Below are 12,466 nucleotides of genomic sequence, written 5' to 3'. Positions count from 1 at the left end.
AAAACAGGAAAGAAAAATCACGCGTCCCGCAGCGATTGCAGCGCGGGCCGCGCCAGCACCTGCCGCAAGCTGAGCCAGCCGCCCACGCCCGCGCAGGCAACCCCGGCCGCGATACCCGCCGGCAACAACCACGGATCGAACGCCAGATAAAACTCGAACACACGCGTCGCCAGCTGCCAGCCGATCACCTGCGCACCGAGCGCCGCCATCAACCCCGCCAGCGCGCCAACCGCCACGAACTCGGCAATCTGGACCGCGCGCACCTGGCGATGCGAGGCCCCCAGCGCGCGCAGCAGCGCGGATTCTCGCATACGCTCATCGCGGGTGCCGGCGAGTGCCGCGTAAAGCACCAGCACGCCGGCCGCAAGCGTGAACGCAAACAGGAACTGCACCGCGCCGATCACCTGCTGCAACACGCGCTGCACCTGCGCGAGGATCGGACCGGTGTCGATTGCCGTGAGGTTCGGATAAGCGGCCATCAGGCCGTCGATGGTCGATTGCTTTTCCGGCGGCAAATGGAAGCTCGTGATGAACGTCGCCGGGAACTCCTGCAAGGCGGCCGGCGGCATCAGCACGAAAAAGTTGACCTTGAACGAACCCCAGTCGAGCTTGCGCACGCTTGTCACCGGCGCATCGATCTGCAGCCCCGTCACATCGAAACGCAGCGTATCGCCGGGCTTCACGTTGATCAGCTGCGCGAGCCCCTGCTCGATCGAAATCTGCGGCGTCTTCGTGTCGCCATACCACGTACCGGCGGAGAGGCGGTTGTCGTCGGGCAGCTCGGTCGTGTACGACAGATTGAACTCGCGGTCGACGAGACGCCTGGCATCGTCGCCCTTGAACGAATCCGGATTGACCGGCTTGCCGTTGATGGCGATCAGCCGGCCGCGCACCATCGGCGAGAGGACCGTGCCGGGCACGCCGTGCGCGCTCAGATACTGCGTGACCGCGTCGCGCTGGTCGGGCTGAATATCGATGACGAATTCGTTCGGCGCATCGGGCGGCGTCGATTTGCGCCAGCCGGCCACGAGATCGTTGTGCGTCATCGCGATCAGCAACAGGCACATCAGGCCGATGCCGAGCGCGGTGATCTGCAATGCGCTCGCGCCGCTGCGCCGCTCCAGCGACGCCAACGCGTAGCGCCAGCCGATGCCCGCATTCACGCGCTCGCTGCGCACGACACGCGAAGCGCCCCACAACGCCAGCCGCGCGATGCACGCGAACACCAGCAATCCGCCGGCAAAGCCGCCCGCGACGATGCCACCGAGCTTCAACTCGCCCGCGGCTGCGATCAGGAGGGCGGCGAACAGTACGATGCCGAGCGCGTAAGCGGCCCAGGCGGTGCGCCCCGCTTCGCCCCATTCGCGGCGCAGCACGCGCACCGGCGGCACGCGCGTCAGCGGCAACAGCGGCGGCAATGCAAATCCGAGCAACAACACGAGACCGGCCGCGATACCTTCGAGCGCGGGCCATACGGTTGGAAACGGCAACACGACGTCGATCAGACTGCCGAGCCACGTCAGCAACGCCATGTGCCCCAGGTAACCGAGCGCCACACCGAGCGCGCCGCCGATCACACCCAGCCCCACGAATTCAAGCGTGAATAGCACGCGCAGCGTGGCCTGACTCACACCAAGACAGCGCATCGCCGCGCAACTGTCCAGATGCCGGCGCATATACCGGTGCGCGGCCATGGCGATCGCCACCGCCGCGAGCAACGCGGTGAGCAGCGAGACCAGCGTGAGGAAGTGGCTCGCGCGGTCGAGCGTCTGACGCACCTGCGGCTGGCCGTCCTGCAACGACTCGAGCGCGACGCCGCGCATCTTGCCGCCGTCCACCCTGTCATGCGCGAATTGCGCGAAGCGCGCCACCGATGCGTCCGAACCCGCCACCAGCAACCGGTAAGTCACGCGGCTGCCGAAGGTGATGAGGCCGGTCGATTGGATCTCGTCGGCACGCAGCATCAAACGCGGCGAAAAGTTGACGAACGAGAAGCCCCGGTCGAGCTCGCGCGTAATCAGCGCGCCGATCGTGAAGCTGCGGGCTCCAACTTTTACGGCGTCGCCGACATGCAGCTTCAATGCGTCGAGCAGTGCCTGATCGACCCATACCGTGCCCGGCGCCGGAATCGATTGAGTGGGATGGTCCGCCGCGCCCGGCGCCGGAGCAATCCGCAACGCGCCGCGCAACGGATAGCCTGGCGACACCGCCTTGATCGCGGCCAGCCGCGAGACCGGCTGCGCGCCGGTCGAGTTGATCATGCTGGGGAAGATCGCCGTGCTGGCGGTAGTCAGACCGAGCGCGCTGGCTTGCCGCGCGAACTGCGGGTCGACCGGATGATCGGCGCGAACGATGAAGTCAGCGGCGATCATGCGCCGCGCGTCGCGCTCGAGCCCCTGATGCAAACGGTCAGCCAGAAAGCCGACACTCGACAATGCCGCGACGGCCAGCACCAGCGCCAGCAGCAGCATCGTCAGTTCGCCGGCGCGCCAGTCGCGCGCCGTCATGCGGATAGCCTGGCGCAGCACATCCGCGCCGCCCAGCCGGCGCCTTGGCCGCGAGCCCGCCCGCGCCGTCGCAACCCTTACCGTATCGCTCAATCGTGCCTGCTCCTGGCAAACCGCGACACCATGTGCGTCGCCATCCCGCGAAAACCGCCCTGCACCCCGCGCCACAGCCTCGGCAACGCCCAGCCGGCCAGTATCAGGAAGCCCACCATCAACACCAGGAACAGAAGCGGCACGAACAGCGCGAGCAGCATGCCGCCGAACACGAGACCGTCTTCAGCGGTCGAGGTCACGACATTCGACACCGGTTCCGGCGACAGATTGATCAGCGCGCGCGTGCCCGCTTTCGCCAGATGCGCGGTGCCCGCCAGCGTGCCGCCCGCGAGCGCGGCGACCGTCAGCAGCGCAGGATCGGCATGGCCGAGCGCGCCGGCTGCCAGCACGGCGCCGGCGGGAATGCGGATAAAGGTATGGACCGCGTCCCACAGCGAATCGAACGCGGGGATCTTGTCGGCGAGAAATTCGGTGACTGTCAGCACGCCGGCCACACCGATTACCCACGGCGAAGACAGGGCGGACAACGTATCCGGGAGATGGATGAAGCCGAGACGTGCGAACACGCCGGCCAGCAGGACTGTCAGATAGAGGCGCAGACCGCTGCCCCATGAGAGGCCCGCAGCGAGCGAAAGTGATTCAAGCATGGCCGCCTCCAGGCGCGCTGTGCGTGCCGGGCGCTTCGACGGGCAATGGAAAGGGAGCCGCCGCACCGAAGTCGTCAGACCCGCGCCAAGCCGGCCGCGCCGACTAGGCCGCGGGCAAATTCAGGTTGGATTCGATCTCATTATAGCCACGTTAATTCGCAGAACGCAGAGCGGCTAACAAATGGCGGACTCTAACGGCAGGAGATTGGCGCGCGGTTCGAACCCATGCGAACACGGTAATCGGGAGCGCCAGCCGGGCTCAATGCCCCGACGACAGCTTCAAGCCGATCAATCCGATCACGATCAGCGCCGCGCTTGCCACCCGCGCGACCGTCAGGGCCTCGCCCATCATGACGATGCCAAAGATGAACGCGCCGACCGCGCCAATTCCCGTCCACACGGCGTAGGCCGTGCCGAGCGGCAACTGGCGCATCGCCATGGCAAGCAGAACGAAGCTGCCGAGCGCGGTCACGATCGTGAACACGGACGGCCAGAGCCGGGTGAAACCGTCGGAGGTTTTGAGACCGGCCGCCCATGCGACTTCGAGCAAACCGGCAATCAGCAGAAGAATCCAGGACATGAGACAGCTCCATGATCAGATGGGGCCGTCCCCGTGTGTAGCGGATGCGCAAGGCCGTCCTTACGAACTGTAATTATAGAAAAATGGCCCACCGCCTTGCTGCGGCGAGCAGCCGCAAGGGCGTAGCGGACGCCCTGGTCAGGCTCAAACCGCCCCGACCAACCGGTATCCCACGCCCGTTTCCGTGACGATATGCTCCGGCTGCGCCGGGTCGCGCTCCAGTTTCCCACGCAGATGCGCCATATAAATACGCAGATAGTGATGGCTCTCGACATGCGAAGGCCCCCACACGTCGCGCAGCAACTGGCGGTGCGTCAGCACGCGGCCGGCATGGCGAACCAGCGTCGCCAGCAGACGGTATTCGATCGGCGTGAGATGGACGGCGGCGCCGTCGCGGCTCACCTGCCGCAAGGCCAGGTCGACCGTCACCTCGCCGAAGCGCACCAGCGGCGATTCATTCGCGCCGCCCTGGTTACGCCGCCGCATATGCGCACGAATCCGCGCCAGCAGTTCGGAGACGCCGAAGGGCTTGGTGAGGTAATCGTCCGCACCGGCATCGAGCGCTGCAACTTTCTCGGTTTCCTGGGTGCGCGCCGACAACACGATGACCGGCAACTCGCTCCAGCCACGCAGCTCGCGAATCACGTCGAGACCGTCGGTATCGGGCAGGCCGAGATCGACGATGACGAGATCGGGCTTGCGCGTCGCGGCTTCGACGAGACCTTGCTTACCGGTCTCGGCGTCGTGCACGACGATGCCCTCGCCTTCCAGCGCGGTTCGCACGAAGCGGCGAATCTGCTTTTCGTCTTCAATCAGGACGACGGTGATGCTCGGGTCACTCATGGTTAGGCTTGGAAAGCGGGTTAGAAGTTGAGTCGAGATCGGGCAAGGCGTCGGCGCCTTCGTCTTCCAGCGCATCCGGTGCTTCGGGCGGCGTTTCCACCGGCAGCGTGAACCAGAAGCGCGCGCCTTCGACACGGCCATCCGCGGACATCCGGTTGAGCGCGCCGATTGTACCGCCGTGCGCCTCCACGATTGCGCGACAGATTGCGAGACCGAGACCGATGCCCGGCTTGGCCGATTCCTTCTCGCCACGCGTGAATTTCTCGAACACACGCGCTTCCATGCCGGCCGGCAGACCCGGTCCGTTGTCGTCGACCGCGACGCGCACGTACGACTTGCCGTCCGCGTCGAGACGTTGCGCGCCGATCGTCAGCGGCGTGTCCGGCGGCGTGTATTTGGCCGCGTTCTCGAACAGATTCGAGAAGAGCCGCTCCATCAGCACGGCGTCGAGGTGCAGCAGCGGCAAATCCGCCGGCAGCTTCACCTGCACCGGATGATTCGCCAGCACGCGTTTGCACGCCCGCAGCGCCGCGCCCACCGTTTCCTCGAGGAGCGTCCACTGCCGGTTCAGTTGCAGGCTGCCCGCCTGCAGGCGCGCCATGTCGAGCAGATTGGTGACGATGCCGGTCATGCGCAGCGCTTCTTCGTGAATCGCGTCGACGAGATCGTCGCCAGGCTGCGCACTGGAATGCGCTTCGCGCGATTGCGCCAGCATCGACGAGAAGCCGACGATGGTCGTCAACGGCGTGCGCAGGTCGTGCGAAATCGCCGAGAGGAGTGAATTGCGCAAGCGCTCGGATTCCATGTTGACGAGCGCATCGCGCGCAATGTCGACGTAATGCACCCGTTCGAGAGCCAGCGCGATCTGCGCGGCGAACGCGTCGAGCATGCGTTGCTGCTCCGGTACATCCAGTTCGCGCTCGTCACGCATCACGACGGCGAGCACGCCGCGTGTGCGCATCGGCGCTTTCAGCGGCAGATAGAGCGCGGCGGCGGCCGGCAGCGTATCGGTGCCTTGTCCGGCGGGTTTCTGCTGGTCGTAGACCCATTGCCCGACGTCGATATCGAGCATCTCGCCTTCGAGCGTGATCGTCGCGTCGGGATCCTCAATCTTCTGCTTCACCTGATCGGCACTGTCCGGCAACAGAATCGCGACGCGCGCGCCGAACACTTCGCTCACATGCCGGCTGCCGATGCCGACGATCTGCTCCATGGTGAGCGCCGCCGCCAGCTCACGCGCCATCGCGTACATCGCGCCGGTGCGTTGCTCCCGGCGCCGCGCGACACTCGCCTCGCGGCGCAAGCTCGACGTGAGATGGCTGATGACGAGCGACGTCAGCAGCATGCCGAAGAAGGTCAGCAGGTACTGCGTATCGGACACCGACAACGACATGCGCGGCGGCACGAAGAAGAAATCGAAAGCTGCCACGCTCATGAACGACAGCACGACGCCCGGCCCGCGCCCCAGCTTCACTGCCGTGAAGATCACGCCGAGCAGGTACAGCATGACGAGGTTGGTCAGATCGATATGGTCGATCAGCTGGCTCGACAACAGCGTGATGGCGGCGCAAATCGCCAGCGCGATGCCGTAGGCGCGCGGCGGCGACCGACGTTCGCGCGCTGTGCTCAGCGCCTCGCGCCACGCGTTGGCGGTCGTGTTCAGCAAGCGGCGATGCTCAGCGCCGTCACGTTCCGACGACGCGCGAATCAACGTGAGATCGAGATCGCCCGCGCGCTCGGCGATGCGCTCGCCGAGCGGCCGCCGCAGCCAGCGCTTGAGACCGGTGCGCGCCGAGGCGCCGGCCACCAGCTTCGAGACGTTGCGCGCCTGCGCGTAACCGATCAGCGCGGCGACGGCATCGATACCGGCGAGCGTCGCGGTTTCGGCGCCAAGTTCGGCGGCAAGCTTCAACGCATTCAGCGTGCGTTCGCGGCGCGCATCGGGCAAGCGCTGCAGCGCGGGCGTTTCCACATAGACGGCGATCCAGTCGGCTTTCAGGCTGGCGGCAAGGCGCGCCGCGGCGCGCACCAGCATCGGCGCTTCCGGGCCGGGGCCGACGCACACCAGCAAGCGCTCGCGCGCCTGCCAGATCCGCTGGATCGAACGGTCGGCGCGATATTCCCGCATCTGCGCATCGACACGGTCGGCGGTCCGGCGCAATGCCAGCTCGCGCAGCGCGATCAGGTTGCCCTTGCGAAAGAAATTGCGCACCGCGCGCTCGGCCTGCTGCGGCAAATACACCTTGCCGTCGCGCATCCGGTCGAGCAGTTCCTCGGCGGGCAGGTCGACCAGCGTGACTTCGTCGGCGCGATCGAACACGCGGTCGGGCACCGTCTCCCAGACACGGATGCCGGTGATCTGGCCGACCACGTCGTTCAGGCTTTCGAGGTGCTGGACGTTGACCGTGGTGTAGACGTCGATGCCCGCGTCGAGCAGTTCGTAGACGTCCTGCCAGCGCTTCAGGTGCCGTGCGCCCTGCACGTTCGAGTGCGCGAGCTCGTCGACGAGAATCAGTTGCGGCTTGCGGGCGAGCGCGGCGTCGAGATCGAACTCGGCGAGCTTGCGGCCGCGATACTCGATATGCTGGAGCGGCAGCACGTCGAGGCCTTCGAGCAGCGCAGCGGTTTCGCTGCGGCCATGCGTTTCGGCGATGCCGACCACCACGTCCGCACCTTCATCGGCACGGCGCCGCGCGGCCTGCAACATCGCATAGGTCTTGCCGACGCCCGCCGACGCGCCGAAGAAAATCTTCAGCCTGCCCCGCTGACGCTTTTCTTCGTCGCGTTGCAGCTTGTCGAGCAGTTCGTCAGGATCGGGGCGGTTCATGCTCAATGGTTTTCATAGTAAGGCGAGCGATAGTGCATGCATGGTGGCACGGCAGCGGCCGCGCCGCAAATGGCACAAGCAGCCACGCCGGCTGCCATTTGCCGACGATACATGCGGCGCCCAGGCGGCCCGCTGCAAAAGCGGAGTCGCGAACAAATGGCAAAGGCGGCACCACATGGTCGCCGCCTCCTCGAACCACAGCCATCAACCACACTTATCGATGTCAGCCACGCTCAACCGTGTTTCATCTCATCGAGCGCCAGATTCAGTTGCAGCACATTCACACGCGGCTCACCGAAAATACCGAACTGACGGCCGCTCGTATAACGATCGACCAGCGCCTGCACATCGTTGGTAGCGAGCTTACGCGCCTTGGCGACGCGTTCGATCTGATAGGCGGCCGCCGCCTGGCTGATCTCAGGATCGAGACCGCTGCCCGAGGACGTCACCAGATCGACCGGCACCGGCTTCGACATATCCGTGCCGGCCGCCTTCAACGCGTCGATGCGGCCTTTGACTTCATCGAGCAACGCCGGGTTGGTCGGACCGAGGTTCGAACCGCCCGAAGCCTGCGGGTTGTACGGCATCGGACTGGTGGCCGACAGACGGCCCCAGAAGTACTGCGGCGCATCGAACTGCTGGCCGATCAGCTTCGAGCCGACCACCTTGCCGTCCTGCTCGAGCATGCTGCCGTTAGCCTGGTTGTTGAAGGCCGCCTGACCGACCACGGTCATCACGGCGGGATAAGCGAGACCGGTGACGGCGGTCAGCACCGCGAAGATCACGATCAACGGACGGAACAGATTTTTCATGATGAGTCATTCCTCTTGAACAGCCGCGGCTCAAACCCAGCCGAAGGCGGCCAGCACCATATCGATCAGCTTGATGCCGATGAACGGCACGATGATCCCGCCCAAGCCATAGATCAGCAGATTGCGGCGCAGCAGGATCGCCGCGCCGAGCGCGCGATAACGCACGCCTTTGAGCGCCAGCGGAATCAGCAGCACGATGATCAGCGCGTTGAAAATCACCGCCGACATGATCGCCGAGGCCGGTGTGGCCAGATGCATCACGTTCAGCGCATTCAGCGCGGGATAGGTCGTTGCGAACGCCGCCGGGATGATCGCGAAGTACTTGGCCACGTCGTTCGCAATCGAGAACGTGGTGAGCGAGCCGCGCGTCATCAGCATCTGCTTGCCGATCTCGACGATCTCGATCAGCTTGGTCGGATTCGAATCGAGGTCGACCATGTTGCCGGCCTCTTTCGCGGCCTGCGTGCCGGTGTTCATCGCCACTGCCACATCGGCTTGTGCGAGCGCCGGGGCGTCGTTGGTGCCGTCGCCGGTCATCGCCACGAGGCGGCCTTCGGCCTGGTGCGAACGGATCGTCGCGAGCTTCGCTTCCGGCGTGGCTTCGGCGAGGAAATCATCGACGCCCGCTTCTGCTGCAATCGCCGCTGCCGTCAACCGGTTGTCGCCGGTCACCATGATGGTCTTGATGCCCATCTTGCGCAGCTCGGCGAAGCGCTCCTTGATGCCGCCCTTCACCACGTCTTTCAACTCGATCACGCCGAGCACGCGTGCGCCCTGCTCGCCTTTCTCGGCGACCACCAGCGGCGTGCTGCCGCGGCGAGCGACTTCGGCCACGGCCGTGCTGACTTCGTTCGGGAAACGGCCGCCATTCGCTTCGACGTAGTTCTTCACCGCGTCGGCTGCGCCCTTGCGAATTTCACGGCCCGGCAGGTCAACGCCGCTCATGCGCGTTTGCGCCGTGAACGCGAGGAACACCGCATGCAGCGAGGCCATGTCGCGTTGACGGATATTGAAGCGCTGCTTGGCCAGCACGACGATGCTGCGGCCTTCCGGCGTTTCGTCGGCGAGCGACGAAAGCTGGGCGGCATCCGCCAGCGCTTCTTCGGTCAAGCCCGGCGCCGGCACGAACTGCGAAGCCTGGCGGTTGCCGAGCGTGATCGTGCCGGTCTTGTCGAGCAGCAACACGTCGACGTCGCCTGCGGCTTCAACAGCGCGGCCCGAGGTGGCGATCACGTTCGCCTGCATCATGCGGCTCATGCCGGCCACACCGATGGCCGACAACAACCCGCCGATGGTGGTCGGAATCAGGCACACCAGCAACGCGACCAGCGCCGTAATCGTGACCACGTGACCCGCTTTTGCAGCTTCGACGGAGAACATCGAGAACGGCAGCAGCGTGGCGGTAGCCAGCAACATCACGATCGTCAACGCGACCAGCAGGATCGTCAGGGCGATTTCGTTTGGCGTTTTCTGACGCTTCGCGCCTTCGACCATCGCGATCATGCGGTCGAGGAAGGCCTCGCCCGGATTGGCCGTGACCCGCACGACGATCCAGTCCGACAGCACGCGCGTGCCGCCCGTCACCGACGAAAAGTCGCCGCCCGACTCGCGGATCACCGGTGCGGATTCGCCCGTGATCGCCGATTCGTCGACCGACGCGACACCGTCGATCACTTCGCCGTCAGCCGGAATCACGTCGCCCGTTTCGACCAGCACAACGTCGCCTTTGCGCAGATCGGTGGCCGTCGTGATGCGGATCGGCGACTTCGGATGCGGCTCGTTGAGCTTCTTGGCCATCACGTCTTTCTTCGCGCTGCGCAGCGACGCGGCCTGGGCCTTGGAACGGCCTTCGGCGAGCGCTTCAGCGAAGTTGGCGAACAGCACCGTGAACCACAGCCACAAGGTGACCGCGAGAATGAAGCCCGCGGGCGCCTCGGCCTGACCGCCTAGCGCGGCGATCCACAAAATAGTCGTCAGAATGCTTCCGACATACACGCAGAACATCACCGGGTTACGGAACTGCGTGCGCGGCGTGAGCTTTTTGAAGGAGTCCACGATCGCCGGGCGCAGCAGCGCCGGGTCGAACATGGACCTGGTTGCATTATGTTCAGTCATTGAATCCTCGAATTTCCCGTTTGCGCGTGTTCACTCGCTGGTCGCCTGTGTCATCCCGATGAGTCGCCTCAATGGGCGCCCATCATCATCAGATGTTCGACACCGGGGCCGAGCGCAAGCGCAGGCACATAGGTCAGCGCGCCGACCAGCAGCACCGTGCCGAGCAGCAGCACGACGAACAGCGGGCCATGGGTCGGCAGCGTGCCGCCGGTCACGCCGATGCGCTTCTTGGCGGCGAGCGAGCCCGCGATCGCCAGCACCGGGATGATCGTGCCGAAGCGGCCGAACCACATCGCGATGGCCGTGAGCCAGTTGTAGAACGGCGTGCTCACCGTCAGGCCGGCAAACGCACTGCCGTTGTTATTCGCGGCCGAGCTGAACGCGTAGAGGATTTCGGAGAAGCCGTGCGCGCCGGGGTTGGCGATACCCGCCTTGCCCGCATCGGTCAGCACCGCGATCGACGTGCCCACCAGCACCAGCAGCGGCGTCAGCAGCACCACGATCGACACCATCTTCATCTCGTACGCTTCGATCTTCTTGCCGACGTATTCAGGCGTGCGGCCGATCATCAGGCCGGCCACGAACACGGCCAGCAGGGCGAACACGAGCATGCCGTACATACCGGAACCCACGCCGCCGAAGATCACCTCGCCGAGTTGCATCAGCAGCATCGGATAGAGGCCGCCGATCGGCGTCAGCGAGTCGTGCGTATTCGCTACCGCGCCGCATGAAGCCGCCGTGGTCGCCACCGTGAAGATGCCCGACTGCGCGATGCCGAAGCGCGTTTCCTTGCCTTCCGCATTACCGCCCGACTGCATCGCATTCGCCGATTGATCGACGTGCAACGCGGCGAACGCCGGATTGCCCGATTGCTCGGCGCCGATTTCGCCGAACACGCATACGCCGAAAGCGATCGTCATTGCCGCGAGCACGGCCACGCCCTGCTTGCGGTCCATGATCATCCGGCCGAATACGAGTGCCAGGGCCGCAGGAATGATCAGGATCGCGAAGATCTGCAGGAAATTCGAGAACGGCGTCGGGTTTTCATACGGATGCGCCGAGTTGCCGTTAAAGAAGCCGCCACCGTTGGTGCCGAGCATCTTGATCGCTTCCTGCGAAGCAACCGGACCCATCGCGATGGTTTGCGTCTTCACCGGCGTATCGACCGTGACCGGGTTGCCCTTCGCGTCCTTCACCGGATTGCCTTGCGCATCGAGCTTCGGTGCGGCGTACGTCGTGGTTTGCAGCGTGGGCACGTCCTGATACGACTTGAAGTTCTGGATTACGCCCTGGCTCATCAGGATCGCAGCAATGATCGCCGACATCGGCAGCAACACGTAAAGCGTCACTCGCGTGAGGTCGACCCAGAAGTTGCCGATGGTTTGCGCGGTGTGACGCGCGAAGCCGCGAATCAGCGCAATCACCACTACGATGCCGGTGGCAGCCGAAAAGAAGTTCTGGACGGTAAAGCCGAGCATCTGCGCCAGATAGCCAACGGTCTGCTCAGGCGTGTAATCCTGCCAGTTCGTGTTGGTCACGAAGCTGACCGCCGTATTGAACGCGCCGTCAACCGTCATCGGGCCGAATTGCTGCGGGTTGCCCGGCAACCAGCCTTGCACGCGCAGCAACACGTAAAGGAAAAGCGTGCCGAGCGCGTTGAACGCGATCGTGGCGATCGCGTAGTGCTTCCAGCCCATTTCCGCCGACGGATCGACGCCTGCGATGCGATACAGCAAACGTTCGACAGGTCCGCCGAAACGGACCACGCGCGAGCTGCCGTCCATCACATTGCTCAGATAGCGGGACATCGGCACCGCGGCAGCCAGCAGCACGACGATGAAGAGGCCCGCTTGCAGGACATTGTTCGAGTTCATTCAATGTCCTCCGCGCGCAACAGCGCATAGACCAGGTACACAAACAGCAGCGCGGTCGCCGCACCGGACAACCAGAGAATCCAGCTCATGAGCGCGCTCCCTGGCCACGGCGGAACTGCATCAGCTTCTCGCAGCCGGCAATCAATGCAAAGGTCAGCGCGAAAAACAGCACCAGCCCCCCGACATACAGCACATCCATTTTTATTC

Annotated in this window: 10 protein-coding genes; all 10 read right to left on the bottom strand. The window is 64.9% G+C overall.

The annotated features are described in order from the left end of the window. Window positions 1-17 precede the first annotated feature (17 nt). The 10 genes from DSC91_RS30675 to DSC91_RS30630 all read right to left on the bottom strand — a co-directional run bounded on the left by DSC91_RS30675 (window position 18) and on the right by DSC91_RS30630 (window position 12,458). Complete coding sequence (locus tag DSC91_RS30675; RefSeq protein WP_373291880.1) at window positions 18-2,600, bottom strand: ABC transporter permease; 2,583 nt, start codon at window positions 2,598-2,600, stop codon at window positions 18-20. Beyond that, window positions 2,597-3,208: a DUF4126 domain-containing protein gene (locus DSC91_RS30670; protein WP_115782291.1), complete on the bottom strand. Its 612-nt coding sequence runs from the start codon at window positions 3,206-3,208 to the stop codon at window positions 2,597-2,599. The genes DSC91_RS30675 and DSC91_RS30670 overlap by 4 nt, the downstream gene beginning before the upstream one ends. Window positions 3,209-3,467: 259 nt before the next feature. Continuing rightward, window positions 3,468-3,788: a quaternary ammonium compound efflux SMR transporter SugE gene (gene sugE, locus DSC91_RS30665; protein WP_093639567.1), complete on the bottom strand. Its 321-nt coding sequence runs from the start codon at window positions 3,786-3,788 to the stop codon at window positions 3,468-3,470. Window positions 3,789-3,932: 144 nt separating this feature from the next. After that, complete coding sequence (gene kdpE / locus DSC91_RS30660) at window positions 3,933-4,631, bottom strand: two-component system response regulator KdpE (RefSeq protein WP_115782290.1); 699 nt, start codon at window positions 4,629-4,631, stop codon at window positions 3,933-3,935. Beyond that, window positions 4,624-7,458 carry a DUF4118 domain-containing protein gene (locus DSC91_RS30655; RefSeq protein ID WP_115782289.1) on the bottom strand — a complete coding sequence of 945 codons (2,835 nt, stop codon included), beginning with the start codon at window positions 7,456-7,458 and terminating at the stop codon, window positions 4,624-4,626. Before DSC91_RS30655 ends, kdpE begins: the two co-directional genes overlap by 8 nt. A gap of 233 nt (window positions 7,459-7,691) precedes the next feature. Next, a complete protein-coding gene (gene kdpC, locus DSC91_RS30650; protein ID WP_115782288.1) occupies window positions 7,692-8,270 on the bottom strand; it encodes a potassium-transporting ATPase subunit KdpC in 579 nt (192 codons plus the stop codon). A gap of 30 nt (window positions 8,271-8,300) precedes the next feature. Further along, entirely contained in the window at window positions 8,301-10,385 is a 2,085-nt protein-coding gene (gene kdpB / locus DSC91_RS30645; protein ID WP_115782287.1) for a potassium-transporting ATPase subunit KdpB, read from the bottom strand. 68 nt (window positions 10,386-10,453) lie between these two features. Further along, a complete protein-coding gene (gene kdpA, locus DSC91_RS30640; protein ID WP_115782286.1) occupies window positions 10,454-12,259 on the bottom strand; it encodes a potassium-transporting ATPase subunit KdpA in 1,806 nt (601 codons plus the stop codon). Next, window positions 12,256-12,348 carry a K(+)-transporting ATPase subunit F gene (gene kdpF / locus DSC91_RS30635; protein WP_091795945.1) on the bottom strand — a complete coding sequence of 31 codons (93 nt, stop codon included), beginning with the start codon at window positions 12,346-12,348 and terminating at the stop codon, window positions 12,256-12,258. The genes kdpA and kdpF overlap by 4 nt, the downstream gene beginning before the upstream one ends. Continuing rightward, window positions 12,345-12,458, bottom strand: coding sequence for a hypothetical protein (locus tag DSC91_RS30630; protein ID WP_028196918.1), 114 nt, complete (start codon window positions 12,456-12,458; stop codon window positions 12,345-12,347). The genes kdpF and DSC91_RS30630 overlap by 4 nt, the downstream gene beginning before the upstream one ends. Window positions 12,459-12,466 lie beyond the last annotated feature (8 nt).

Source organism: Paraburkholderia caffeinilytica, from assembly GCF_003368325.1.
In the GTDB taxonomy this organism is placed as follows: Bacteria; Pseudomonadota; Gammaproteobacteria; order Burkholderiales; family Burkholderiaceae; genus Paraburkholderia; species Paraburkholderia caffeinilytica.
This window is presented reverse-complemented; position numbering and strand designations above follow the sequence as displayed.